Raw genomic sequence first — 22,974 nt, forward strand, 5'->3', positions numbered from 1 at the left:
ATCTGATGACGTTTTCGATGCGTCAGCGCGGATCACGCGTGGCGCTTTTTCTTCTATTGACTGCTTTGAGTTTGGGCATGGCGAGCGTTTCCAGATAACGCGGAAGCTCTGACGCCAGAAACTCGGCAAATCCCTCGGCCGCCGGAGAAAGCGACCGTCCCGCAGGCCGATAGAGACACACCTTGCGCACGGTTTCCGGCTCGACAACACGCAACTGGATCAGCCCAAATGGTGCGGCCAGTACGCCAACATAGCTGGGTGCCAATGTGGCGGCCACACCTTGTGCTGCAATACCTAAAGCAGTTGTCATGTTGTCAACGATGTCTACCGGGACAACTCGCTCGTGCTCCGGGGCATTGATCCGCATCCGTTCAACGCTGATTTCATGATCGTGCCCTGCAGCAACCAGGGGCACATTTTGAAGATCACTCCATCGCACAGACTTGCTGGACGCCAATGGATGCTTGGGGGTGCACCACAGCACCCATGGACTGTCGAACAGCGGTTGGGCGTGAGCTGTTGCCCCCGTGGCACGGTCTGGGCCAACGGCCATATCTATGTCTCCGGACGACACCGTTGCAACCAGACGCTCGACTGCTACGTCGCGGATGCGAACAACCACTTTGGGCCGCAGAGACGCATAGCGATGAATGATTTGCGGCAACACCGACGCGGCGAGTACCAGCGGTGCACCGACACGCACCAGCCCGGAGGCTCGGTTGCGAATGTCATCCGCAGCCACATCCGCAGCTTGCACATGGCGCAGGATGGATTGTGCTGACGGCAAATAGTCACGGCCGGCGCTGCTGAGTTCGACCCGCCGTGTTGTGCGCTCAAGTAGCCTGAATCCGACGGTGGCCTCAAGCTCGGCAACCAGTTGGCTGACGGCTTGCACCGTGAGTCCAAGGCGGTTGGCCGCCGCACTGAAGCTGCGTACATCTGCAACCAGGACAAAGGCTTCCAGTTGCCGGAGAACAATTCGAGAAAGTGCCATTGGTCGATTATCAAGCAGTTCTTGAAAAATGACCATAATCGATTGATTGTTGCTACACGCTTGCGCTGGAAAGATTCCCCTCAAGACCCTCCGACAAGGGCTGAAAGCCGAGCCACACCCAGTGACCCACATCACATAACGAGTGGAGACATTTGATGACCAGCGCCCACCATGTCGCAGGAGGCGAAACCGCCTCCTGTCCGGAAGAAACCGAAGACGCGACCTACGCACGCGTCACCCGTCGGATCATTCCCTTTCTTTGCCTGTGTTTCGTGATCGCTTTCCTCGATCGCGTGAACGTCGGCTTTGCCAAGCTGCAGATGCAACAGGATCTGCATCTCAGCGAAACGGTCTATGGGTTGGGTGCCGGCATCTTCTTCATCGCCTATTTCCTGTTCGAGGTGCCCAGCAACCTCATCATGCACCGTGTTGGCGGCCGCCGCTGGATCGCACGGATCATGATCACCTGGGCTTTGCTGACCTGCGGCATGGCGTTCGTGCGCAGTGAGATGTCCTTTTATGCAGTGCGATTCCTGCTGGGAGCAGCCGAGGCCGGCTTTTTTCCGGGGATCATTCTGTACCTGACTTATTGGTACCCGGTGCAACGCCGCAGCCGCATCACCGCGCTGTTCATGACGGCCATTCCTATCTCCGGCGTGCTGGGTGGCATTGTGTCGGGCTCGATTCTGGCGTCTATGAATGGCGTCCATGGTTTGGCGGGCTGGCAATGGCTCTTCTTACTGGAAGGCATCCCCTCCCTGATCATTGGCGTCTGCGTACTCTTCTATCTGGACGACAGCATTGGCGCCGCGGGTTGGCTGACGCAAACACAAAAGCACCTTCTGCAGTACAACATCGAGACGGAATCTTCAGCCAAGAAGCATGTTTCCGTCCGCTCAGCCTTCCGGCATCCGTTGGTGTGGCTGCTTGCGTTGGTGTACTTCGGCAGTTCCATGGGGCAGTACGGCTTTGGTTTCTGGCTGCCTTCAATCATCAAGGCCACCGGGGTCTCCAGCGCATTGGATATCGGCCTGCTCTCGGCCGTTCCTTATGCCTTCGGCGTCGCTGCGATGCTCCTGGTCGGCCGCAGTTCTGATCGCACAGGCGAGCGGCGCTGGCACTATGGTCTTTCGGCGGTTGTAGCGGCCAGCGGCCTGGTCGGGGCCGTCATTTGGAGCAACAACACCATTGCGGCCATGGTGGCGCTCACCATTGCAAGCATGGGCTTGCAGTGCCTGGCGCCTGTGTTCTGGACGCTGCCCACCGGTTTGCTTGGCGGCGTAGCCGCCGCCGCTGGCATCGCCGTCATCAACGCCATCGGCAATCTCGCAGGGTTCGTCAGCCCCTATCTGGTCGGCTGGGTCAAGGACACCACTGGCACGACGGCTGTGGGCATGTACGTCATTGCCGGTTTCCTGCTATTGGCCGGGGCATTGGTTGTCTTCGGTACCCAGCCAGCGGGCGCTTCTGCGCGCCGCTGAATTCCAACGCTCTTGTCTTGTCCACCTAAGGCCATGAACTACCTGCCGCAATGTCACGCCGGACGAGGCCTGGGACTCGTGCGGCGTGACGCAGTGCCAGGAAACCCTGCGCACCGCCATGGCCATCGGCGCCGATCGCGGCATCCTGGTGGAAACGAGCGAAGAACTGCAGCCGGTGGCCGTGGCCAAGCTGCGCAAGGCCATCGTCGACAAGGAACAACCGCAACTGATCATCCTCGGCAAGCAGGCGATTGACGACGCCGCCAACCAGACCGGCCAGATGCTGGCTGCACTGGCTGGCCTGCCGCAAGCCACGTTTGCCAAGCGCAGCGCCGGCGTGATGGTGCCCGATGTGGCCACGCTGGCGTCCAAGCAGTTTTCAAGTCTTTATGGTCGCTCAGCTCTTGTTAGAGTAAGGGGAAATATATGAATTCTAAAGATAAAGAAAACACGCTTGATAAAAATTCGTTGCATATTGGCCGTAGGAAAATGCTCGGATTTACATTGGCGCTACCAGCGTCACTTGCGATGAGTGCGCCGCGATGTCGCTCCCGCAGGCGGGTATGGTCCGATCACGCAATACAACACTGATCCGCAGAGCTTCCGCCGCTTTATGCAAGACCGAGCGCGCATTGAGCGATTGAGGACGCAGTTCGAGGAAATCATTGGTCCGGCTCAAGGCCCCAATCCGACAGGCGCTAGCGGCGTATATCTGCTGAAGGGCTGAGCAGGGTTGGCATCCCGACTTGTCCGTTGAGTCAGTAAGGAGGCAAGCATCGGCGTGATGCGTGCTTGTCTCCAAGCAACATCCCGTGTTCTTTCGACTCCGCAACACGCTTTCATGACGGTTGCCCCTATGTGGAAACTCCGACTTTTTTATCACTTCCTTCGCCAAGTATTGCCGACGGCCTTGGTATTGAGGTGTGTAGTGATGGCTGGCATCGTTGCATGGATGCCAGCAACCGCCCAGGTGACGGATTTACATGTACTTTCTGTCGAGCCGTCTGCGCTCCAAGGCCGAGTCTTTGGCGCAGGCGGCACAGCGCGCAAAATCGTTGCTCAAGCGTCGATTGCCGTGGACCCATTTGATCCACGTAATGCCGGCATCGCCGATATTACGCTAGCTCCACGTGACGCTAATGGTCGCGTAGTTGCGGTGGCAGATGTTGTCATTCTCGAACCAGCTCACGCAAATGGAACGCTCATAGTCGAAGTGCCGAACCGAGGCAGAAAGCTGATTGGTCGGTTTGTTGACGATGCACCGAGCAGTTTCGGTCGGCTGTCTGACTCTGGTGATGCCGGGAAGGGTTTTCTGCTCTCGAAAGGCTATACGCTGGTTTGGATCGGTTGGCAGGGGGATATCGTGCCCGATGGCCATCTGCTGGGGCTTTCCGTACCGACGTTGGCGGACATCACAGGGCCATCTCGCGACGAATGGGTATTTGGAACCCGACAGTCGGCGCAGCGGCAGACGGTTAAATTGTCCTATCCCGCGGTCAAGGAGGAGGGTGCTAGCTTAACCGTCCGAGCTCATCTTCGAGATGCGCGACAGAAGCCCGAAGGGCTATCGTTCCGTTTTCTTGACGATAGTACACTGGAGATCAACCGTCCGTCTGGACAGCCACCTAACGCCATCTACGAATTTGTGTACACAGCACGAGCACCCAAGGTCTTGGGGCTAGGATTCGCTGCGTTGCGTGATGTTGCGTACTTTCTGGGGCGTGAGGGCAGTGCCGCGAATCCTCTTGCAAGAGATGGCCATCCCCTCATGCGGCACTTACTTGGGTTCGGCGTTTCGCAGTCGGGTCGAGCGCTACGTGACTTCTTGTATCAAGGCTTCAATGAGGCAGCGAACCATCGCCCTGTATTTGACGGGCTGATAATGCAAGTTCCCGGTGCACGGAGAACTTTCACCAACGTACGTTTTGGTCAACCTGCTCGCAATCCAGGCCCCAACAGCGACGATCTGTACCCAGTGGATCAGTTCCCAATGGCGTACGAGGCGAGTATCGATCCGCATACCAATCGTCGAGATGGCTTACTAGAGCGTTGCCGCGCGAGCGGAACATGCCCGCGCATTATGCAAGTGGACTCGGAGTATGAAATTTGGGCGTCCCATGGCAGCCAAACCGTGACGGACCCCACCGGCCAGCATCTCGGACTGCCGCCGGAGGTGCGTGCCTACCTTATTGCCGGTGCACCGCATTACGCCTTCGTTGATTCTGTTGCGACATCCTCGCCAGAGTGCCGACTCCCGACTTCGCCTCTATATGCCGGTCCACTCATGCGTGCACTGTTGGTTGATATGGAGGGATGGGTTTCAAGGAAAATTAGTCCTCCCAACAGCCGATATCCAATGGTGGCAGATGGAACGCTTGTGCGTGCGGAAATTGATACTCAATATCAAGGTATGTCGGTTCTTGGTTATCAGGGCTACGTTCAGCCTTCATATCGCACTGACGCGTCAACAGGACTGCCCCGGATAGAAGGTGAGTATCCAGTTCTGACGGTTCGTACTGATAGGGACGGCCATGCCTTAGGTGCTATTCGACTTCCTGAGGTTGCAGTACCTCGTGCCACCTACATTGGCTGGAATCCCAGAAGCGATGTGGCAGATGGAATCTGTACCCAGCTTGGTGCGAGGGTACCTTTTGCGCGCACCTACTCCGAAAGAATAGCTACCGGTGATGTGCGTCAGTCGCTTGACGAGCGTTATCCGAGGCCTAAGGACTACGAACAGGCCATACGCAAGAACGTGCGTAGCCTGGTGCAGCAACGGTTGTTATTGCCTATCGACGCCTCTGTTGCGTTGAGTCGCGCCCTCAATTTGGTCGTAAGCGCGGCGCCGATACCGCGTTGACGGAATTTACTTTCCGCCCCAGCGATTCCAAGCCATGCGTAACAGCGCCGCGTTCGCTGCACGACGATCGAATAGTTCGGCGTTGAAGTCGTTGCCCGCCCAGATCCGGTTCGATATTATCGCCTCGCTATGCGTCAGCCTTCACGTTCCACGGCAGAAGGTCATCGATACGGTTGATCGGATACTCTGCGATGCGTGGAACGGCCCCCTGAAAGTCCGGACACAGTCTCCCAGTATTAAAAAAACGGTAACCGCATCTAGCCAATCTTGCGACAGATTTTACCAAGCAGCGCTAGTATGCATTCGGCGTCGCTCTCCGCTGGGGCGTCGTTGCCTGTGATGCGGGGAACGACTGGATGTCACCATCGGGTATCCCGAAACCGGTCATGATGATTGGATCGAGACACACAGATTTTCCTTGCTCCTGGCGAACGAGTCGAACAACGTGCTGTTGTACCGATCGGTGGGCGCCGAGATAGTCGTCTATTTCTATTTGTAGGTAGGAAGTGCCACTAGGGTGACCGTCGCAGCACCATCGCCGGGGAAGCGCTCAAGATAGTCTTGCTGTCCCGGCTTCGCTCTGATCTTGTCGGGATGGGAGGGGCCGGGACCGTCAGGCACGATACGGACACGCTCGTCGGCCGCTTGCGTAACCGCCCATCGCCTACCCGAACGTTCATCGCAAGCGACCGCTTTCGACCTTGGCGGAATCCCATTTACCAAGGCCGGCAGCTATGGCGAGCATGCCGACCGTGATAGGAATGCGATCGAGCGCCTTTCGTCGTTTTCGCGACAGGGCTGTGACGAGCATGAGCAGAAGGCCTGATCCCTCGTCCATGAAGTAGCGCCCCGACGCAAAATCGCCTTCGTCGACCTTGAAGCGGGCAAAGAAGGCTTCCATGAACACTTCGCCTTCGATGCCGGTGATGCCGAGATCGTCTTCGAGCGTCGTGGCCGATGTGATGACTTTGCTCTTCGACAAACCGCGCTCCTCGCGCACGAACGATTCGACTTCTTCGAGCAGCAGCGAATTGCTCATAGGCGGTCCTCGGGCTTCACGAGCTGGTTGTAATGAACGGCGCTGCGGTAGCTGATCACTGACACGTCGTAGGCGAGGATGACTTCGCCGATGATCGGGACGGTGCGACCGACAAACCTCGTTGTTACGATTGCGGTATAGGCCGGATTTCTCCATTCCCTGCAAAGGCGCTCGATTTCGGGCTTGATCAGTTCGGCAAGCCGGGCGATTGTGCGAGGCCCGCATCCAACCGATGCTTCCGTCGCCGTTCTCGCCGAGGAAGGGCAGCGCTACGCCCGCACGACCGTCACCCCCGCTGCTTCGATCGGTTTCGTCAATTCGGAGTCTGTCGTCTTCTCGACGACGATGGTCTGCGCGAGCGTGATGTCGCCGATGATGAACTGCGACGCCGCATTCAGTTTCGATGACGACGCGAGCACGACCGTCTCCGCGGCTCGCGCGGCGAGTGCTCGCTTGATCGCGGCTTCCTCGAAGTCGCCGGTGCTCAGGCCCTCTGTTGGATGAATGCCGGTCACACCCATGAAGTACAAGTCAGCATGGATGCGTGAGATTCCTTCCATCGCGGTCGCGCCAACGGCCACGATCGAATGCTTGTAGAGTCGCCCGCCAATCAGGATGACGTCGACCGACGGATGTTCCGCCAGCGCTGTGGCCACACTCGGACTGTGCGTGACGATTGTCGCTCGTAGATCGGCGGGAAGTTCCTTGACCAGCAGCGCCGACGTGGTGCCGCCGTCGATGATCACGGTTTGTCCAGGCGCAATCATCTTGGCCGCTCGCCGTGCGATCTGCCGTTTGGCGGCCGAGTCGATGTCCCGACGCTGCTCAAAAGGTGCAATCGCCGGAGAAACGGGCAACGCGCCTCCGTGAACTCGTTGCAGCAACCCTTCCGCCGCGAGTTCACGCAAGTCCCGACGGATCGTATCTTCCGACACGCCGAACGTGGTGCTGAGTTCGCTGGCGAGTACTTGCCCGTCGCGCTTGAGCGCACCGAGGATAGCTTTCTTGCGTTGTGTCGTCAGCATCGGCTTGCACGAAAAATCTTGATATTGCACGAATCTGCACGATACCATGAGCTTCCGTCAGCTGTCGATTGGAGGCGCAATGACCGTAACGAAAGACCGGGTTCGCATCGTCGATTCAACCGTACTCTCCGACGATTGGTACACGCTGAAGAAGGTGACATTCGACTTTCTTCGTCGAGACGGTACGTGGCAACGTCAAAGCCGTGAGACTTACGATCGAGGCAACGGAGCGACCATCTTGCTGCACAGCCGGAGCACCGGGAATGTCGTGCTCACCCGTCAGTTTCGGATGCCCGCGTTTGTCAACGGGCACGATGGCCTGCTCATCGAAGCGGCTGCCGGATTGCTTGACAACGCCACTCCGGAAGAACGCATCCGCTTGGAGGTAGAGGAAGAAACAGGGTACCGCGTACGCGATGTACGCAAGGTTTTCGAGGCTTATATGAGCCCGGGATCAGTGACGGAAAAGCTTTACTTCTACCTGGGAGAGTATGACGCTTCCATGCGCGTGAACAACGGTGGCGGCATCGAAGATGAAGGCGAAGATCTCGAAGTGATTGAAATGCCGTTGCGGACAGCATTGCAGTTGATCGACGATGGTGAGATTGTCGACGGCAAAACGATCATGCTTCTGCAGCATATCGCGTTGCGTGAACTGACAGAAGGGCGCCCGGTATGAAGCCCCAACTGATGCTGATAGCGGGCTCATGTCGTAGTGGCACCCATGACCATCCCGCTCTCGGGGCTAACCGATCGGCAAGCCCTGTCCATCAAACTGATGTTGCGATAACACGGTTGAATCCCACTTACCGTCGATGAGGGCTCGATGAAGCATGCCGACGGTCAGCGTTTCTCGCTTAAACGAGTGCGGCCTTCTTGATTTTGAGAACGATCAGTTCTAATATCTTCTCCATGACTACCTCCGACAGTTCCCAAAACCGCACTCGTTTCCCTTCTGATCGTCCTGCGGAACGCGGCCGACCACGGGAATTCGATGTCGATCAGGCGATCGACGCTGCTGCTCGCGTCTTTTGGGAGCATGGCTATCACGCGACGCCTGTCGACGAGCTGTGCGAAGCGACCGGCGTGTTCCGCGGGAGTCTGTACCGGACGTTTGGCGACAAGCACGGCTTGCTTGTCGCGGCGTTCGATCGGTATGCGGAAGGTGCAGTCGCGCGACTGAAGGAGCGACTGGCCGCCGACATGCCACCCGTTGACGCGTTGCGCGCGGCGCTGCTGCATTACACGTTAGTCAGCGCGAATCTTCTGGATCGCCACGGCTGCCTGATCACCAATGCGGCCATCGAGTTGCTACCGGGCGACCAGGCCATGCGCTCTCATATCGAATCGACATTGCACCGCATCGCGACGCAGTTCAGTCTTGCGATCGCGCGCGGCCAGCAGGCTGGCCAATTCGATGCAAGCCTGGATGCAGAGGAAGTCGGACGGTTTCTGCTCTGCATTGTTCAGGGGATGCGAGTGCTCGGCAAGACCGGCATGGACAAATCGGCGCTCACGTCGATTGTGGACATGACGATGCGAGCGCTGGTCTGAGACAAGCGTTTCCATCGGCACGTCGATGATTGGATGGGGGACGGCAGCCGTCAGCATTTTTTTACCAATTTTGAGAACGATCAGTCATGAAATCGAACTCGGCTTCGTCTGCATCTTCGAAAAGTTACTGGAAGGGCGTCGCGTTGTGCGTGACGGGTACGGCGCTGATGGGGGCGATGTTTCCCGTCATGACCGCCGCGTTGACGCACGTCGATCCATTCACGTTTACGTCCCTGCGCTATCTGATCGCTGGGATCGCCTTCGCGGTGCTACTGCGGCATCGCGAAGGCGCTGGCGCGTTTGCAGCCGACGGCCACTCGCTCGGGACTGCATGGTTGCTCGGATCTGTCGGCTTTTGCGGCTTCGGCTCGTTCGTGTTTCTTGGGCAGCAACTTGCCGGGCCGGACGGCGCGCTGGATGCGTCGATCATGATGGCAACGCAACCGATGATGGGCTTGCTGCTTAGCTCGTGGCTACGACGCAGCCCACCGCCAGTGCTCTCGCTTCTGTTCGTTGCGACATCGTTCTCAGGCGTCTCGCTGGTGATTACGAACGGTGATTTGCTGGCCGCCATTCACCGACCCCAGCACTACGCTGCAAGCGGGCTGATCGTGATCGGAGCGTTTTGTTGGGTGATCTACACGTTCGGCTCCGCGCGGTTCTCACGCTGGTCGGCATTGAAGTACACAACGGTGACGACCTGGCTCGGGCTGACTACGATCGTAACCGTCAACGCGATCTTGATTGCGCTGCACGTGGTGCCCACGCCGACGTGGTCGACGCTGCGCGCCATCGCGCCGCATCTACTCTATATGGGGCCCGTCGCTGGGTTCGGCGCGATCTTGTTCTGGGTCTCCGGGAACCGGATCCTCGGTCCGATGAACGGCGTGCTGTTCATGGATGTCGTGCCGATCACTGCATTCGTCGTGTCCGCCTTGACCGGACTAGTACCGATGTCGGTTCAGATCGTGGGGGCAACGTTAACCGCTGTCGCGCTAATCATGAACAACGTCTATTTGCGCCGCCGCTCGTTGAGGATGGCGGCGTCGGCCGCGGCATGACGGGCTGCTTCCGGGTAGCGCGAACGTCGCTTCAGGGTCGTGTGCGGTCGGCGCGACGGCGGGTCGCGAAGTGCTCGACGTAGCAAGTCTCCAAATTTCCGAGTTAGACTCAAAGCAAGGGGGCGCTATTTTTATCGGCAAATGTGCGTATATCGAACGATTTTCTTCTGTCATGCGGGACGGTTATTTTCTGTCGTCTCAATTATCTCCAATATGATCGCAGCGTATCGTTCGGGTTGTTCGATATCAGGGAAATGCCCGCAGTCCTGAAATTGCACAACTTCGGCATGAGGTGCGCTGTTGCAAAGGGAATTTGAATCGGTAGATCGGTGTGAGCGATCTTTGGCGCCCCAAACTACTGTAAGTGGTGTTGTTGCGTTTGATAGAGATTCTTCTTGTTCGCGACACAATCCTTGAACGATTCCCGCTAAACAAAAGCACCCTCCGTTGGAGATGGCGTTTAATGCCTTATCCTGAAAAGATTTTGCATGCGTGGTTTTTGGAAGTGCGACATTGTACCAGCTATTTGCCGCTTTTCTCTGGAATAACCATCCGATGATTTGCCCGATCACTGGAGTCTTGAGCGGCCGAGGTACAATCCGATCCACCCATCTGTGCATGGCATTGAGTGACGGCGTCTGCGAAAGCACCAGATGCAAAATTCTATCCGGTGCGATTTGCGCAGCTCGTAAAGCATAAAATCCGTTTGCACAGCTAAACCCTAATATGGCTGACTTGATGTGAAGTCGATCAAGGACACCCAGTACGGCGGCAGCCCCTTGATTCAGCGAATGTCCGTAGGTCGGGCTCGGCAAGGAATGGCCGAAACCCGGCATATCGAAACACACTACCCGCGCGTGTGGTGTAAGTAACTCAATTAAACGATCGTAATGTTCGATGACATTTGGGCCGTCGGGAACAAAAACGACGCAAGGCTTATCGGATGCTGAGTCATACACGCGTACCGGCCCAACTGGTGTTTCAATCATTCGAGTTGGGATATGGGTCGGAACGTTGCTTCGTCTTTTCGATGAATATTTTGCTAGCGCGCTGTCAATGTACGTGCTTATCATTATCTTGATCTGTCTAATTCGGTGCCGCGATTTTCACGCCATGTGCGAACGTGACCTCCAGCGCGCGCGTGGAACGGATGAAGCGGGCCGATACGATGGTCGACTCCTCCGCAGCGCGCTTGCGTGCGGCGGCAATTTCGGACGCAGTGACCTTACCCATGTATTTTTCTCCATGCCCTGCACAGGCGCTCGATTTCGGCCTCGATCCATTCCGCAAGCCGGGCGATCGTGCAATCCGACATGCGCCCCTTTACTGTCCGCAATCTGAGCGGGCCGCGCGGACAGTTTAGCTCGAACACTAGGTCCAAATGGTTCTTCGTGGGCGATTTGAACAACGGGATACGTTCAGATGCCAGTGATGCCGAGGTCGCCTTCAAGCGTCGTTGCGGTCGATCGCGTCTGATCCAACGTAGCCTGCTGATTGCACGACGGCAGCGACCAGAAATGGTGCCAACGCCCGCACCAAAATGAGAAACCCCATGCGTCGAAATGGGGCCCGCCATCCTCGCCTCCCCGGCGCCTCCTGCGCGCGAGCCGCGCCATTCCACGGTTGGCCTGTTCCTTGCTTCTTGCCGCCGCAGCCGCGCCGCATGCCAGCACATGAAGCGCGCCGCCACGCCACCTCAAGTTCGGGAATCAAGATGGAACACAAGCTGCACCGCACACGTCGCCGCCGCTGGCTCGCCGCATTTGTCGCCGCACCGGCCTTCGTTTTCTTCGCCACACAGGCCGCGCACGCCGACGCACTCGATGCGATCGCGAAGCGCGGCACGCTGCGCGTCGCAGTACCGGAGGATTACCCGCCGTTTGGCTCAGTCGGGCCCGATATGAAGCCGCAAGGCTACGACATCGACATGGCGACGCTGCTCGCCCAATCGATGAAGGTGAAAGTGGAACTCGTTCCCGTCAATAGCGCGAACCGGATCCCGTATCTGCAGACCGACAAAGTCGATCTCGTCATCTCATCGCTCGGAAAAACGCCCGATCGCGAGAAGGTCATCGACTTCTCCGCAGCCTACGCACCGTACTTCCAAGGTGTGTTCGGTCCGGCCGACATCAGCGTCAAAACCCCGGCCGATCTCGCCGGCAAGACGGTTGCAGCCACGCGCGGCGCGCTCGAGGAAATCGCCCTCACGAACATGGCGCCGAACGCGACGATCCGCCGCTTCGACGATAACAATGCCACCATCCAGGCGTTTCTCTCCGGTCAAGTCCAACTGATCGCAGCGGGCAACGTCGTTGCGGCCGCCATCATCGCGAAGCACCCGCCGCGCATGCCCGAGATGAAACTCATCATCAAGGATTCGCCGTGCTATGTCGGCCTCGGCAAGAACGAGCCGCGTCTGCTCGCGAAGGTCAACGCGACGATCGAGCAGGCGAAAAAGGACGGTACGCTCCAAGCCATTTCCAAGAAATGGCTCGGGCAGCCGTTGCCCGCCACGCTCTGAACCTTCCCGCATCGAGCTCGCCGCCGCGTGCGGCGAGCAGTCCCGTGATTTGTTTCGGCGGTATCGTTCATGAGTTATCAATTGCAGTTCGGTGAACTCTCGGCTTATGCCGGCATGTTCGCCAGTGGCGCTGCCGTGACGCTGGCGCTGACCGCAGCGTCGACGCTGCTCGGCGTAAGCGTGGGCGTGCTCGGCGCCGCAGCGAGCGACAGCCGCAGTGCCTGGCTACGCCGGCTGACCTTCGCGTACGTCGAAGCCATTCGCAACACGCCGTTTCTCGTTCAGCTCTTCTTCGTATTCTTCGGCCTGCCCGCGCTCGGCATTCATATCGGCGAGTACACGGCGGCTATTGCGGCAATGACGCTCAATCTCGGTGCCTATTCCGTGGAGATCTTGCGCGCGGGCATTCGGGCCGTACCCAAAGGGCACCATGAGGCCGCCGCCGCGCTTGCGATGTCCCGCCGCGAAACGTTCGTTCACGTCTTGCTGCCGCAGGCCTTCGCCAAGGTATTTCCCGCGCTCGCGAGCCAGATCGTCATTACGATGCTCGGCTCTGCGGTGGTGTCACAGATATCCGTCTCCGATCTCACCTACGCGGCCAGCTATGTGCAATCGCGCAACTTCCGCGCGTTCGAAACGTACTTCCTCATTGCCGGCGTCTATTTCCTGATGGCGCTCGTGTTGCGCGCAGCGCTCTCAGCAGCGGCCCGCAGGCTCTTCGCACGCAACCTGCGGGGTGCGCGATGATCGAGTTCACCTTCGGCCAAATCTTTGAAGCACTGCTTCTCGCAGCGCGTTGGACCGTCTTGCTTTCGCTTGTTTCGTTCTTCGCAGGCGGGGCCGTCGGCCTCGTGCTGCTCGTCATGCGCGTATCGCGCTCGCGCGTATTGCGTGCGCTGGTGCGCGTCTATGTCGAGGTGTTCCAAGGCACGCCGCTGTTGTTGCAACTCTTCATCGTGTTCTTTGGGTTGCCCCTCGTCGGTATCGATGTTTCCCCCTGGATCGCGGCAACGCTCGGGCTCACGTTTTTCACGAGCGCCTATCTGGCGGAAATCTGGCGCGGCTGTGTCGAGGCCGTGCCTAAAGGCCAATGGGAAGCCTCCGAAAGCCTGGCCATGAACTACTTCGAGCAATTGCGGCACGTGATCCTGCCGCAGGCAGCGCGCATCGCCGTCGCGCCGACAATCGGTTTCGGCGTGCAAGCGATCAAGGACACGGCGCTCGTGTCGATCATCGGATTCGCGGAGCTGACGAAGGCCGGTACCCAAATTTCGAACGCGACATTCAAGCCTTTCCTTGTCTACGGCCTCGTCGCGCTCATCTACTTCGCGCTCTGTTATCCGCTCACGCGTTACGCGCGCACGTTGCAAAGGACTCTGTATGCCGCTCGTTGAAAGTCTCGGTGTCGAAAAGCACTTCGGCGCGAACCATGTGTTGAAGGGAATCGATCTTTCTGTCGAGCGCGGGCAGGTCGTGTCGATCATCGGCCGCAGCGGATCGGGCAAAAGTACGTTCTTGCGGACGTTGAACGGGCTCGAGAGCATCGATGCCGGATCGATCCGCATCGACGGCACGCATATCGACGCGCGGCACGCCGACTTGCGCGCACTGCGTTTGAAAGTGGGCATGGTGTTTCAGCAGTACAACCTGTTTCCGCATCTCACGGCCGGCGAAAACGTCGCGCTGGCGCAGACCGTGGTGAAGAAGACGCCTCGGGGCGAGGCGCGTGCCCAAGCCGAACAGATGCTCGCGCGCGTCGGGCTTGGCGATAAATTCGGCGCCTATCCCGATCAGCTTTCGGGCGGCCAGCAACAACGCGTAGCCATTGCGCGTGCGCTCGCAATGAACCCGAGCGTGCTGCTGTGTGACGAAATCACATCTGCACTCGATCCGGAACTCGTCGGCGAGGTGCTGAGCGTCGTCGAAAGCCTGGCGCGCGAGCACATGACGCTCATCATGGTGACGCACGAGATGCGCTTTGCTCGCACGGTGAGCGACAAGGTCGTCTTCATGCATGAGGGCCGCGTATGGGAAAGCGGCCCGCCCGACGAGATCTTCGACCGGCCCTCGACGGTGGAATTGCGCCGTTTCATCCAGTAACGCAGAGCCGGCCGCCGCCCGTCGTCGCTGTTCCTGGCGGCGGGTGACACGCCAATTTAAGCAGATAAGCGTCGTGCTTAACCAGAAACGCGCGCAGCCGCACATCATAGTCCGGCAACACGGCGCCCACGACGCTCTGCCTCTCGAACAACGCGCGCCGCCACGCGCGAAGTTTCGGCGTATGAGCAAACATCCCCGAGGGCATCAACGCATCGAACACGTCGAAGTACCGAAAGATCGGCGCGAACGTGGCATCGACAAGGCACATTCGCGAACCCGAAAACAACGGCCCTTCGCCGATCTGTGCTTCGACGCGCGCGAACTTCAGCGCGAGCGTGTCCCGCTTCGCTTCGTATGTCGCAGCGTCGGTCGCTGTCTCCAACCCCCAAATATCCCCCAGAATCGCCGAGCCGAACTCGATCCAGCCGCGATGCCGCGCGCGTTCGAGCGGATCCGATGGATGCAGGGCAGGGCCTGCGCCGACATCTTCGAGATATTCGCAAATCACCGCACTTTCAAAGACAGTGCTTGTGCGCCCCGCGCCATCATCCACGAGCAGCAACGGCACTTTGCCGAGCGGCGAGACCGCACGAAACCACTCGGGTTTGTCGGCTAAATCGACGTAACGCCGCTCGAACGCGATGCCCTTTTCGTTCAGGGCGATGGCGGCGCGTTGCACGTAAGGGCACAAATGATGGCTGACCAATGTATAAGCCGATGCGGCAGGGGTAGTCGTCATGCAGGCACCTTCAATCCCTCGGCCTTCATTGCCTCGCGCACGGCTTCCGCTGCAACGATATGTGGCGACAGGGAACACGCGCCAGGGGAGTCATAGAGTTTCATCTGGTGGCCTCTTAAGGAGTCGAAAGACAAGACAAAAAATCGGTAGCGGGTTCAGAATACGGCGTGCGCGTGTGCAACGTCCATTGCGCCAATGCCATTTCGCTTTGCATTCATGCAAACCGTTTAACGTGATCCCCATGAACGATTGGAACGATCTGCGCCTCGTGCTCGCCGTGCATCGCGCGGCCAGTTTGACGAATGCCGCCGCCCGGCTGAACGTCGACCATTCCACGGCGTTTCGCCGCCTGAAGGCGCTCGAGACACGGCTTGGCGTGCGGCTTTTCGAGCGGTTATCGGGCGGGGTGTATCAGGCGACCGAAGCCGGGCAGCGCATGGCTTACGCGGCCGAGCGCATGGAGGACGAAGCGCTCGCACTCGATCGCGCGCTGACGGGCAGCGATCATCGGCTGTCCGGGCGGCTGCGTGTGACTTCCTCGGAAACACTCGCCTACAGCCGGCTCACGCGGCATCTCGCCGCGTTTCGTGAGGCGCATCCGGGCGTTGTCGTCGAATTGGCGACTGACAATCGGGTGCTCAATCTCTCGCGGCGCGAAGCAGATGTCGCATTACGCCCCGTGCGGCCGCGTGAGGGCGATCTCTGGGGACGCAGGCTCGCCCAAGTCGCTTGGGGCTTTTACGCGGCACCCCAGTATTTGGCCGGGCATGACGGCCCATTGCGGCACGCGGACGAACTTGCGAACCACGCGTTGATCGGATGGGAGTACGGCACGACCGCGCTCCAGGCCGCTGAATGGCTGTCTCGAGCTGCGCCGCAAGAAGCTTTCGTTTATCGCAGCAACAGTCTCGTGAATCAACTCGTCGCGGCGCGCGCGGGCATCGGGCTTGCCTTGCTGCCCTGCTACCTGGGCGATAGCGACGGCGGGGTGGTGCGGGCGGCGCCGGAGCCGGTGCCCGACCTCGAAGGCGAACTTTGGATCGTGGCGCATGCCGATCTGAAGGGCACGGCCCGCGTCAGGGCGTTCTTCGAGGTGGTCGGCGATGGACTTGCGCGCGAGCGAGCGTTGTTCGAAGGGCAGGGCGCGCAAACGCCATCTGATCCGTAAGTACGCTGCACTATGCGTTCCGCTGAAGTCGCACTCGCCGGCTCACGTGTGGCATTGCCCAAACCTTGCTGGTCAATTTTTCGTGCTGAGATTGTTCGCCGGATCCCGCAAGTCAATTCGCCTTGATCCACTTTATCCCAGCCCCGTAGCGCTCTACATTGAATCCACCGCAGGCCGGTTGTCGTTGGAAGCAGTCGGCCTCTTCATCGGATCGATCTCATTGAATTGGAGAGAATCAATATGGGTAAGCTCGCAGGCAAAGTGGCCATCGTCACCGGCGCGTCGAAGGGTATCGGCGCGGGAATTGCGAAAGCACTGGCGGCAGACGGTGCGTCGGTGGTCGTCAACTACGCCAGCAGCAAAACCGGCGCCGATGCTGTCGTCGCCGCGATCACCTCGGCGGGCGGCAAGGCGGTTGCGGTAGGCGGCGACGTATCGAAATCCGCGGATGCCCAAGGCATCATCGATGCAGCGATCGAAACCTATGGCCGCATCGATATCCTCGTCAACAATTCGGGCGTCTATGAGTTGGCGCCGATCGAAGAATTCACTGAAGAGCAATTCCACCGGCAGTTCAATATCAATGTTCTCGGCCTGATGCTGACGACAAAAGCTGCATTGAAGCATCTGGGTGAGGGCGCGAGCATCATCAATATCAGTTCCGTGGTGACCACGATTACGCCGCCCGGGACGGCGGTGTATTCCGGTACGAAAGGGGCTGTCGATGCAATTACCGGGGTGCTTTCGCGCGAACTCGGGCCGCGGAAAATTCGCGTCAACGCGATCAATCCGGGCATCGTGATTACGGAAGGTACGCACACGGCGGGGATCGCCGGGTCCGACTTCGAAACGATGGCTGTCACGCAGACGCCGCTTGGCCGGGTGGGACAGCCGGACGATATCGCGTCGATCGCCGTGTTCCTCGCCTCCGACGACTCAGCCTGGTTGTCGGGCGAGCATATCGTCGCGAGCGGCGGCATGCGGTAACGGTACGGCCTATACGCCGTCAGGTCAGGCCGGTCACCGCGGGCCTGCGACGAAGCGGCCTCGGCGCCTACCGGCCCCGAGGCCGCTGCCTTTGCAATTGAAAGCATCACGACGCTCGCCATACGCAATCTGACGGGCGTTCGTTAGAAGAGCCTCCGCTTCAACCCGCTTTACGCCGATCCTAATTCCAGCGCCCCCATCACATACGTCCCATAGCGAAAATCGCGTATCTTCGAGAGCCGCTCGCCGTTCCAGTCGAGGACGATCACATAGGGAGCGCCCGCGCTGATCGTCGGATCGCCTGCCAGCCCGCAGCACGATGCGGTCCTCGGCCCAACCGAGCGCAAGCCGGCATGCCGCGTTCTCTTCACTGGCACGCTTGATCCAGGCAACCGTCTGACGACAGCACTGTCACTGTCTGATGTCTGACGAACACATGTGCGTATTTTTGAATTTTCCGCGAATATTTTTTGTGGGAGTGTGTTTTGCGCGGCCTGTCCCCGCCGCTGTGCGGGGGCGACGGGGCGACCGAGCGGCTAAAAGAGGAAAAAAGTAGTGAACGGCTTCGACGATGCAATTCTCAGTTTTATTACGCAACATGCGTTTCATTCGGGTTTCGCCAACCACGCGATCAGGGCGCTGACCGAGTTCTACACCGTCAAAGGGCTCGTACTGATGACGGTGCTATGGGGCATGTGGTTCGCGCAGGGCGACGGCACCCAATCGAATCGGGAAATGGTGGTGGCGACGATCGTCAGCGGGTTGCTCGCGCTGGTCGTCGGCCGGCTGTTGGCCCACTATCTCCCGTTCCGAATCCGTCCCATCCACGATCCGAGCCTCCATCTGCATTTTCCCGAGGCGACTTATACGGAGCCCTCGCTGCGATTCTGGAGTTCATTTCCGAGCGACCACGCGATGCTCTGGGGGGCGATCGCGACGGGGATATTTCTCGTCTACCGGGCGCTTGGCGTACTGGCCCTGCTTTATACCGTGTGTTTCATCCTGTTGCCGCGTGTCTATCTGGGGCTGCATTACCCCACGGACGTCATCGCGGGGTTGCTGCTGGGTATCGCGCTGGCGTGTCTCTTAACGCGCAAGGCCGTGCGCACGCGAATCGCGGCCCCGGTCCTGCGGTTGATCGACCGCTTTCCGGCGCCAGGCTACGCCTTCGCCTTCGTTCTTTGTTTTGAGCTGATTACCCAATTCGACGATATCCGAATCGCCACCGAGGCGGTCAGAAAGGCGTTGTGAAATTGAAAGGATCATGGATGATGATGCCTACCGTTCCCGAGCCGGATCGGTAGGTGTTCGTTCGACACACCGCCTTCCGGTTCGACTGAAAATACGATTCGAACCAGGACCGCACGTTGATTTACTCCATTGTTTCCATCTTTATCGGTGCAGGCTTGGGCGCGTTGCTGCGCTGGGCGCTCAGTCTCGGCCTGAATGCTGTCTTTCCGGCGATTCCGCTCGGCACGCTCGCGTCGAACTTGATTGGCGGCTATTTGATCGGTGTCGCCGCGGTATTTTTCTCCTTCAAAGCCGGCTTGCCGCCCGAATGGCGGCTGTTCGTCATCACGGGTTTCATGGGCGGATTGACGACTTTTTCCACGTTCTCGGCCGAAGTCGTGACGACGCTCGTGCAAGGCCAGCTCGGCTGGGCACTCGCCGAGGCCGGCGTGCACCTGTTCGGCTCGTTTGCGCTCACGGCGCTCGGTATGTGGACAGCGCGTATCTGGCTGATCGCGGCCTGACGGGCGAGGGCGGCTCGCCCAGGTGTGGCCGCGCAGGCGTTGTAGCCGCGGGGAACAGGAGGCACAATCGAACCACGTAGCGTTTTCGCCAGGAGGCCCTATGCAACCCGAGCAATACGTGTTGTTGCGGTTCTATATCCACGAAAACCATCGCGTGCACGGCAAGCTGCTGTGGGAGTGGCTGTTGGGCTGCGCCAAGGAGCTCGGCGTCATGGGCGGCTCGGCGTTCCGAGCCATGGCCGGCTTCGGTGCACATCGCGTCTTGCACGAGGATCGCTTCTTCGAGCTGCAGGGATCGTTGACGGTGGAAGTGGAGTTCGTCGCCACCGAAGCTGAGGCGCGCCAGCTCGTTCATCTGCTTTCGCAGGAAAAGGTGCGTGCCGTCTATACGATCATTCCGGCCACGTTCGGCGTCATTGGCGCCGACGCGTGACCGGCGTCCCGCGGGAAAAACGGCACGGTAAGCGGACGGCCGCGCCCCGCCCGCGCGACGACTAGATGCCGAACAGCGTCAGCGATACCGCCATCCGCGTGACGATCATCAGCAGGACCTGCACGATCACGAACAGCAGGATCGGCGATAGATCGATGCCGCCGAGATTCGGAATCACGCGGCGCAGCGGATTCAGGAACGGCGCAGTCAGCTGGTAAAGAATCGGCATCGCCGGCGAATGCGGGTTCAGCCACGAGAGCAGCGCCATCAGGATCGTCAGCCAGATGACGAGATTGAGCGCCCACTTGACAAGCGTTAGCAGCGAGACGATCGCGATGACCGGCGCGATCCCTAGCGGATCGACACCCGCGATCGCCACCATCGCGACGACATAGACGATCGCCGCCAACAGCGCCGCCACGATGCTCGCGACGTCGACGCGCCGGGCGCTCGGCAGCACGTGTCGAAGCGGCAGCACGAGCCAGTTTGTCGCCTGGAAAATAGCGTTCGATACGGGGTTGAACGGCGGCAGGCGCACGACCTGCATCCAGGCGCGCAGAACCAGCGCGGCGCCGAACAACGTGAAAACGGTACTGAGCAGAAAGCGGGCAATATCCCCGAACATCGTCGATCCTTTCCTTCTTTGAGTAATGGCCAGGCGCAGAACGGGCGTCACGCAACTCGCGCGGCGCGTCCCTAGGCCGCGAACGTCAAACGTTCGCGACGACTTCGCTAATCAAAATCTGCGGCGCGCTATCGGTGTAATTCGGAATGTCTGCCACGAGCTCGGCCGCTACGGGCGCGAACACCGTGTGGAACGCTTCCAGCGAATCGAACAGAAAATGGCCCGCGGCCACGAAACCCGGCGCCGAATTCGGTTCGCCGCCACTCAAGCCCTTGTCGACGGACCAGCCTTTCAAGGCCGGCGCGAAATGCTTGGCGGCGAGCGTCATATGCTTGTCGCAATAATAATCGACGTCGAAACGGACGTTTTCCCGATGCGGATAAAGGATGCTGACTTTGATCATTCTTGCGTTCTCGTCAGGTTGCTGGGCTGGGCGGGCGGCATTTCACAGCAGCCGTTAGCGCCGGTCGTCACCATATCACGGCTTACTCAGCGCTTGCACTGCTCGCAAGCGAGCGCGCGAGCGACGCGTGTACGGCGCGCGTCATCGCTTCGAGCGATGCCGGCGGCGCCGGGCGCGATCGCGCGAGCGACAGCGCCCGGCGCGTGAGCAGCGCATAGAGTAAGGCGTGATCCGAACCGAGTCCTTCGAAGGCGGCAAGTTGCCGCTCGAGCAGCGCCGCATCGCCACGCGAAACCGGTCCGGCCAGCGCGCCGGACAAGCCCTTCGCACGCGCGGCCTCGACCGTGCCGGCCAACATCGGCAATAACGCCCGTAACGTTTGTTCTTCGGACATCCCGAGCGTCCGCCAGACGTCGACGGCTTCGCCCAGCGCGGCAAGCGCGAAGCTGGCGGCGTAATGGGCCGCCCCGTGATAAAGCATGCGTTGTCCGCCCGGAAGCGCCAGCACTTCGCAGCGCAGCGAGCGGGCAAGCGCATCGAGCACGGCGGCAAGCTCATCCTGCGCCTCGATCGTCACCGAGCAGCCTGCAATGCGCTCCACATCCTCCGGATCTCCGCTGAACAGGTAGAGCGGATGAAAGCCGCCGACCGATGCGCCTTGCGCGCGCGCCGGAGCGAGCGCTTCGAGGCTCGTCGCGCCGCTGCAATGCACGAGTGCCGCCGCGCGTCCTGCCCGCGTATCAAACGTCAGTTTGTTCGCGATCGTACCGATGTTGTCATCGGGAACGGCTAAAAAGACAAGGTCGGACGAATCGACGACGGCTTGGGCATCGCCAACGGCCTGGCAGGACGGCAAGGCCTGGGCGAAGCGTTCGGCGGAAGCGGACGAGTGCGCGGTGACCGCCACGACGGGGTAACCCGCGCGCGCGAACCCCGCGGCCAGGCAGCGGGCCAGACGGCCAGCGCCAATGAAACCGAGTCGAGGCAGGGCAGGAAGCGACATGGTTGAGCGGGATCGAACGAGTGCAGCGTTCGGTCTGAAGGGAAAGCCGCCAGTATCGCGCATCGGCGCGGCGCTGGGGGCGATCGGTTCGCTTACCTTGTCGCGCCCCATTACGCAACGGGGGTTCGTGCCGATTTTCGTCGATCTGTTTCAGGCGTCGTATTGAGATGCGTGGTCGGTACTGGCAGCCGGTGCCGATTCGGGCGTTTCGTTCTTCGTTCTTGCGTCGCAGTCATGCATGGGGGGTCACGATGAACGTTTTTTCATACCGGAAACATTTACGGTTTCTCAGCCGTTCGCAACGCCGGCTCTGGTGGGATCAGAAGAAGCGGCTGACGCCCCGCGTCAAAATCGGGGAAGCCTATGTGCCGCCCAGCATCACGCGCGAATTCACTTACGTCAAAGTGGGATGAGGGTGACCTTCCGTTGACGCCAAGGCGTCGCAAGTCGCAATAAGCGGGTGCCGTCGTTCCGACCCTTGGATCGCTCTCGACGCCGCCGCCGGCGTCGAGCGACGCTGCCTGGCCGCAGGCCAGTCGGCCTCGGGGCGCGCGCGAAATTTTGTAATGAAAGATTACCGACGATCTGCGGACATTCGCGCCCGGAGCGGTAAAAATTCACCCATCGCGCCTCGCCACGTTCGGCGAGCGCCCCCGTTGGCGGCCGGTCAGCCGCGCCCGGATTGCATTTTGCAACAAATGCCCGGCCCTGTTTCGAGGCTTTTTCTATACATTTGAAGCGTAGGTTGCGCTCGTGCCGTCCGATGTTTGGGCGATGCGGCCGCCTGGTCGCCAGAGGATCACAAATGAAAAAGCTCGTTTCGTTAATGGCCGTCGCAGCATTGGGCGTGGGGTTCGCCGCGACGGCGCAGGCGCACGTATCGATCGGCGTCGGCATCGGGATTCCGGTCGCGCCGGCTTACCCTGTCTATGCGCCACCGCCGCCCGTGTACTACGAGCCGCCGCCCCCGGTTTATTACGCACCGCCGCCCCCCGTCTACTATGGTCCGCCGCCTGTCGTTGTCGGCGGGTACTGGGGTGGTGGGTACTATCATCATTGGCATCACCACCACCCGTATGGCGGGTATGGGCGGCGTTGGTGATAGCCGGCGCCGTCAGGCCAGTGCGTGCGTGACGGAGGCTGAAAGATTCGACGGCGCAATGACGGCTTCGAGCCGCATTGCGCCGTCGGTGTTTTTGGGCGGCCGCGTCCGCCGTTGCGCTGTCT

The 22,974-nt window shown here is 59.8% G+C and carries 27 protein-coding genes and 1 pseudogene; 18 read left to right on the top strand and 10 right to left on the bottom strand.

Features of this window, described 5'->3' with window-relative positions; all coding sequences use genetic code 11:
- Positions 1-22 precede the first annotated feature (22 nt).
- Positions 23-994, bottom strand: coding sequence for a LysR family transcriptional regulator (locus ACTHL0_RS01900; protein ID WP_440564916.1), 972 nt, complete (start codon positions 992-994; stop codon positions 23-25).
- Positions 995-1,149: 155 nt separating this feature from the next.
- Here ACTHL0_RS01900 and ACTHL0_RS01905 point away from each other — a divergent pair, with 155 nt between their 5' ends.
- From ACTHL0_RS01905 to ACTHL0_RS01915, 3 genes and pseudogenes are all read left to right on the top strand, one after another.
- Complete coding sequence (locus ACTHL0_RS01905; protein ID WP_440564890.1) at positions 1,150-2,475, top strand: MFS transporter; 1,326 nt, start codon at positions 1,150-1,152, stop codon at positions 2,473-2,475.
- Positions 2,476-2,551: 76 nt separating this feature from the next.
- Positions 2,552-2,803, top strand: a pseudogene (locus ACTHL0_RS01910) (electron transfer flavoprotein subunit beta/FixA family protein); the annotation flags it as partial.
- Between the two features lie 603 nt (positions 2,804-3,406).
- A complete protein-coding gene (locus tag ACTHL0_RS01915; protein ID WP_440564891.1) occupies positions 3,407-5,335 on the top strand; it encodes an alpha/beta hydrolase domain-containing protein in 1,929 nt (642 codons plus the stop codon).
- Between the two features lie 676 nt (positions 5,336-6,011).
- On the opposite strand, the gene ACTHL0_RS01920 is transcribed toward ACTHL0_RS01915, so the two are convergent.
- Positions 6,012-6,374 carry a DUF1493 family protein gene (locus ACTHL0_RS01920; protein WP_440564892.1) on the bottom strand — a complete coding sequence of 121 codons (363 nt, stop codon included), beginning with the start codon at positions 6,372-6,374 and terminating at the stop codon, positions 6,012-6,014.
- Positions 6,375-6,643: 269 nt separating this feature from the next.
- On the bottom strand, positions 6,644-7,447 hold the full coding sequence (locus tag ACTHL0_RS01925; RefSeq protein ID WP_440564893.1) for a DeoR/GlpR family DNA-binding transcription regulator: 804 nt from the start codon (positions 7,445-7,447) through the stop codon (positions 6,644-6,646).
- Positions 7,448-7,478: 31 nt separating this feature from the next.
- Between ACTHL0_RS01925 and ACTHL0_RS01930 the strand changes: the two genes are divergently transcribed.
- From ACTHL0_RS01930 to ACTHL0_RS01940, 3 genes are all read left to right on the top strand, one after another.
- Entirely contained in the window at positions 7,479-8,078 is a 600-nt protein-coding gene (locus ACTHL0_RS01930; protein WP_440564894.1) for an NUDIX domain-containing protein, read from the top strand.
- A 233-nt stretch (positions 8,079-8,311) separates the two neighbouring features.
- Positions 8,312-8,953 carry a TetR/AcrR family transcriptional regulator gene (locus tag ACTHL0_RS01935; RefSeq protein ID WP_440564917.1) on the top strand — a complete coding sequence of 214 codons (642 nt, stop codon included), beginning with the start codon at positions 8,312-8,314 and terminating at the stop codon, positions 8,951-8,953.
- Between the two features lie 86 nt (positions 8,954-9,039).
- Positions 9,040-10,014 carry a DMT family transporter gene (locus ACTHL0_RS01940; RefSeq protein WP_440564895.1) on the top strand — a complete coding sequence of 325 codons (975 nt, stop codon included), beginning with the start codon at positions 9,040-9,042 and terminating at the stop codon, positions 10,012-10,014.
- Positions 10,015-10,184: 170 nt separating this feature from the next.
- Here ACTHL0_RS01940 and ACTHL0_RS01945 read toward each other — a convergent pair whose 3' ends face one another.
- On the bottom strand, positions 10,185-11,003 hold the full coding sequence (locus tag ACTHL0_RS01945; RefSeq protein ID WP_440564896.1) for an alpha/beta fold hydrolase: 819 nt from the start codon (positions 11,001-11,003) through the stop codon (positions 10,185-10,187).
- Positions 11,004-11,100: 97 nt separating this feature from the next.
- The gene (locus tag ACTHL0_RS01950; RefSeq protein ID WP_440564897.1) at positions 11,101-11,247 is read right to left on the bottom strand and encodes a hypothetical protein; all 147 of its coding nucleotides are present in this window, start codon (positions 11,245-11,247) and stop codon (positions 11,101-11,103) included.
- A 481-nt stretch (positions 11,248-11,728) separates the two neighbouring features.
- Between ACTHL0_RS01950 and ACTHL0_RS01955 the strand changes: the two genes are divergently transcribed.
- The 4 genes from ACTHL0_RS01955 to ACTHL0_RS01970 all read left to right on the top strand — a co-directional run bounded on the left by ACTHL0_RS01955 (position 11,729) and on the right by ACTHL0_RS01970 (position 14,635).
- A complete protein-coding gene (locus ACTHL0_RS01955; protein WP_440564898.1) occupies positions 11,729-12,535 on the top strand; it encodes a transporter substrate-binding domain-containing protein in 807 nt (268 codons plus the stop codon).
- A 69-nt stretch (positions 12,536-12,604) separates the two neighbouring features.
- The gene (locus tag ACTHL0_RS01960) at positions 12,605-13,282 is read left to right on the top strand and encodes an amino acid ABC transporter permease (protein WP_440564899.1); all 678 of its coding nucleotides are present in this window, start codon (positions 12,605-12,607) and stop codon (positions 13,280-13,282) included.
- Positions 13,279-13,929 (top strand): amino acid ABC transporter permease, encoded by a 651-nt coding sequence (locus tag ACTHL0_RS01965; RefSeq protein ID WP_440564900.1) that lies wholly within the window; start codon positions 13,279-13,281, stop codon positions 13,927-13,929. The genes ACTHL0_RS01960 and ACTHL0_RS01965 overlap by 4 nt, the downstream gene beginning before the upstream one ends.
- Positions 13,916-14,635 (top strand): amino acid ABC transporter ATP-binding protein, encoded by a 720-nt coding sequence (locus ACTHL0_RS01970; protein ID WP_440564901.1) that lies wholly within the window; start codon positions 13,916-13,918, stop codon positions 14,633-14,635. The genes ACTHL0_RS01965 and ACTHL0_RS01970 overlap by 14 nt, the downstream gene beginning before the upstream one ends.
- Here ACTHL0_RS01970 and ACTHL0_RS01975 read toward each other — a convergent pair.
- Positions 14,625-15,374 carry a glutathione S-transferase family protein gene (locus tag ACTHL0_RS01975; protein WP_440564902.1) on the bottom strand — a complete coding sequence of 250 codons (750 nt, stop codon included), beginning with the start codon at positions 15,372-15,374 and terminating at the stop codon, positions 14,625-14,627. The two genes, ACTHL0_RS01970 and ACTHL0_RS01975, sit on opposite strands and share 11 nt — an antisense overlap.
- Positions 15,375-15,615: 241 nt before the next feature.
- Here ACTHL0_RS01975 and ACTHL0_RS01980 point away from each other — a divergent pair, with 241 nt between their 5' ends.
- Positions 15,616-16,542: a LysR family transcriptional regulator gene (locus tag ACTHL0_RS01980; RefSeq protein ID WP_440564903.1), complete on the top strand. Its 927-nt coding sequence runs from the start codon at positions 15,616-15,618 to the stop codon at positions 16,540-16,542.
- Between the two features lie 240 nt (positions 16,543-16,782).
- Positions 16,783-17,529: a glucose 1-dehydrogenase gene (locus ACTHL0_RS01985; RefSeq protein ID WP_440564904.1), complete on the top strand. Its 747-nt coding sequence runs from the start codon at positions 16,783-16,785 to the stop codon at positions 17,527-17,529.
- A 170-nt stretch (positions 17,530-17,699) separates the two neighbouring features.
- Here the strand turns inward: ACTHL0_RS01985 and ACTHL0_RS01990 are convergent, their stop codons facing one another.
- Positions 17,700-17,906: a hypothetical protein gene (locus ACTHL0_RS01990; RefSeq protein WP_440564905.1), complete on the bottom strand. Its 207-nt coding sequence runs from the start codon at positions 17,904-17,906 to the stop codon at positions 17,700-17,702.
- A gap of 178 nt (positions 17,907-18,084) precedes the next feature.
- Between ACTHL0_RS01990 and ACTHL0_RS01995 the strand changes: the two genes are divergently transcribed.
- The 3 genes from ACTHL0_RS01995 (at position 18,085) to ACTHL0_RS02005 (ending at position 19,716) form a co-directional block, all read left to right on the top strand.
- Positions 18,085-18,780 (top strand): phosphatase PAP2 family protein, encoded by a 696-nt coding sequence (locus ACTHL0_RS01995; RefSeq protein WP_440564906.1) that lies wholly within the window; start codon positions 18,085-18,087, stop codon positions 18,778-18,780.
- Positions 18,781-18,896: 116 nt separating this feature from the next.
- On the top strand, positions 18,897-19,283 hold the full coding sequence (crcB, locus tag ACTHL0_RS02000) for a fluoride efflux transporter CrcB (protein WP_440564907.1): 387 nt from the start codon (positions 18,897-18,899) through the stop codon (positions 19,281-19,283).
- A gap of 100 nt (positions 19,284-19,383) precedes the next feature.
- Complete coding sequence (locus ACTHL0_RS02005; RefSeq protein ID WP_440564908.1) at positions 19,384-19,716, top strand: DUF190 domain-containing protein; 333 nt, start codon at positions 19,384-19,386, stop codon at positions 19,714-19,716.
- 61 nt (positions 19,717-19,777) lie between these two features.
- Here ACTHL0_RS02005 and ACTHL0_RS02010 read toward each other — a convergent pair whose 3' ends face one another.
- From ACTHL0_RS02010 to ACTHL0_RS02020, 3 genes are all read right to left on the bottom strand, one after another.
- Positions 19,778-20,341, bottom strand: a complete 564-nt coding sequence (locus tag ACTHL0_RS02010; protein ID WP_440564909.1) for a YggT family protein — start codon at positions 20,339-20,341, stop codon at positions 19,778-19,780.
- 85 nt (positions 20,342-20,426) lie between these two features.
- On the bottom strand, positions 20,427-20,744 hold the full coding sequence (locus ACTHL0_RS02015; protein ID WP_440564910.1) for an EthD family reductase: 318 nt from the start codon (positions 20,742-20,744) through the stop codon (positions 20,427-20,429).
- Between the two features lie 82 nt (positions 20,745-20,826).
- A complete protein-coding gene (locus tag ACTHL0_RS02020) occupies positions 20,827-21,747 on the bottom strand; it encodes a Rossmann-like and DUF2520 domain-containing protein (protein WP_440564911.1) in 921 nt (306 codons plus the stop codon).
- On the opposite strand from ACTHL0_RS02020, the gene ACTHL0_RS02025 reads away from it, so the two are divergent.
- From ACTHL0_RS02025 to ACTHL0_RS02035, 3 genes are all read left to right on the top strand, one after another.
- Positions 21,746-21,913, top strand: coding sequence for a hypothetical protein (locus ACTHL0_RS02025; protein WP_440564912.1), 168 nt, complete (start codon positions 21,746-21,748; stop codon positions 21,911-21,913). The two genes, ACTHL0_RS02020 and ACTHL0_RS02025, sit on opposite strands and share 2 nt — an antisense overlap.
- An 85-nt stretch (positions 21,914-21,998) precedes the next feature.
- The gene (locus ACTHL0_RS02030) at positions 21,999-22,160 is read left to right on the top strand and encodes a hypothetical protein (protein ID WP_440564914.1); all 162 of its coding nucleotides are present in this window, start codon (positions 21,999-22,001) and stop codon (positions 22,158-22,160) included.
- Between the two features lie 392 nt (positions 22,161-22,552).
- A complete protein-coding gene (locus ACTHL0_RS02035) occupies positions 22,553-22,849 on the top strand; it encodes a hypothetical protein (RefSeq protein WP_440564915.1) in 297 nt (98 codons plus the stop codon).
- The last annotated feature ends 125 nt before the right edge of the window (positions 22,850-22,974 follow it).

The organism is Trinickia sp. (assembly GCF_051961175.1).
In the GTDB taxonomy this organism is placed as follows: Bacteria; Pseudomonadota; Gammaproteobacteria; order Burkholderiales; family Burkholderiaceae; genus Trinickia.

Bases quoted from the DNA above. Each gene is read 5' to 3' on its own strand.
- ACTHL0_RS01900 (WP_440564916.1), bottom strand. From the start codon at position 994: ATGGCACTTTCTCGAATTGTTCTCCGGCAACTGGAAGCCTTTGTCCTG.
- ACTHL0_RS01905 (WP_440564890.1), top strand. From the start codon at position 1,150: ATGACCAGCGCCCACCATGTCGCAGGAGGCGAAACCGCCTCCTGTCCG.
- ACTHL0_RS01915 (WP_440564891.1), top strand. From the start codon at position 3,407: ATGGCTGGCATCGTTGCATGGATGCCAGCAACCGCCCAGGTGACGGAT.
- ACTHL0_RS01920 (WP_440564892.1), bottom strand. From the start codon at position 6,374: ATGAGCAATTCGCTGCTGCTCGAAGAAGTCGAATCGTTCGTGCGCGAG.
- ACTHL0_RS01925 (WP_440564893.1), bottom strand. From the start codon at position 7,447: ATGGTATCGTGCAGATTCGTGCAATATCAAGATTTTTCGTGCAAGCCG.
- ACTHL0_RS01930 (WP_440564894.1), top strand. From the start codon at position 7,479: ATGACCGTAACGAAAGACCGGGTTCGCATCGTCGATTCAACCGTACTC.
- ACTHL0_RS01935 (WP_440564917.1), top strand. From the start codon at position 8,312: ATGACTACCTCCGACAGTTCCCAAAACCGCACTCGTTTCCCTTCTGAT.
- ACTHL0_RS01940 (WP_440564895.1), top strand. From the start codon at position 9,040: ATGAAATCGAACTCGGCTTCGTCTGCATCTTCGAAAAGTTACTGGAAG.
- ACTHL0_RS01945 (WP_440564896.1), bottom strand. From the start codon at position 11,003: ATGATTGAAACACCAGTTGGGCCGGTACGCGTGTATGACTCAGCATCC.
- ACTHL0_RS01950 (WP_440564897.1), bottom strand. From the start codon at position 11,247: ATGGGTAAGGTCACTGCGTCCGAAATTGCCGCCGCACGCAAGCGCGCT.
- ACTHL0_RS01955 (WP_440564898.1), top strand. From the start codon at position 11,729: ATGGAACACAAGCTGCACCGCACACGTCGCCGCCGCTGGCTCGCCGCA.
- ACTHL0_RS01960 (WP_440564899.1), top strand. From the start codon at position 12,605: ATGAGTTATCAATTGCAGTTCGGTGAACTCTCGGCTTATGCCGGCATG.
- ACTHL0_RS01965 (WP_440564900.1), top strand. From the start codon at position 13,279: ATGATCGAGTTCACCTTCGGCCAAATCTTTGAAGCACTGCTTCTCGCA.
- ACTHL0_RS01970 (WP_440564901.1), top strand. From the start codon at position 13,916: ATGCCGCTCGTTGAAAGTCTCGGTGTCGAAAAGCACTTCGGCGCGAAC.
- ACTHL0_RS01975 (WP_440564902.1), bottom strand. From the start codon at position 15,374: ATGACGACTACCCCTGCCGCATCGGCTTATACATTGGTCAGCCATCAT.
- ACTHL0_RS01980 (WP_440564903.1), top strand. From the start codon at position 15,616: ATGAACGATTGGAACGATCTGCGCCTCGTGCTCGCCGTGCATCGCGCG.
- ACTHL0_RS01985 (WP_440564904.1), top strand. From the start codon at position 16,783: ATGGGTAAGCTCGCAGGCAAAGTGGCCATCGTCACCGGCGCGTCGAAG.
- ACTHL0_RS02005 (WP_440564908.1), top strand. From the start codon at position 19,384: ATGCAACCCGAGCAATACGTGTTGTTGCGGTTCTATATCCACGAAAAC.
- ACTHL0_RS02010 (WP_440564909.1), bottom strand. From the start codon at position 20,341: ATGTTCGGGGATATTGCCCGCTTTCTGCTCAGTACCGTTTTCACGTTG.
- ACTHL0_RS02015 (WP_440564910.1), bottom strand. From the start codon at position 20,744: ATGATCAAAGTCAGCATCCTTTATCCGCATCGGGAAAACGTCCGTTTC.
- ACTHL0_RS02025 (WP_440564912.1), top strand. From the start codon at position 21,746: ATGGTTGAGCGGGATCGAACGAGTGCAGCGTTCGGTCTGAAGGGAAAG.
- ACTHL0_RS02020 (WP_440564911.1), bottom strand. From the start codon at position 21,747: ATGTCGCTTCCTGCCCTGCCTCGACTCGGTTTCATTGGCGCTGGCCGT.
- ACTHL0_RS02030 (WP_440564914.1), top strand. From the start codon at position 21,999: ATGAACGTTTTTTCATACCGGAAACATTTACGGTTTCTCAGCCGTTCG.
- ACTHL0_RS02035 (WP_440564915.1), top strand. From the start codon at position 22,553: ATGAAAAAGCTCGTTTCGTTAATGGCCGTCGCAGCATTGGGCGTGGGG.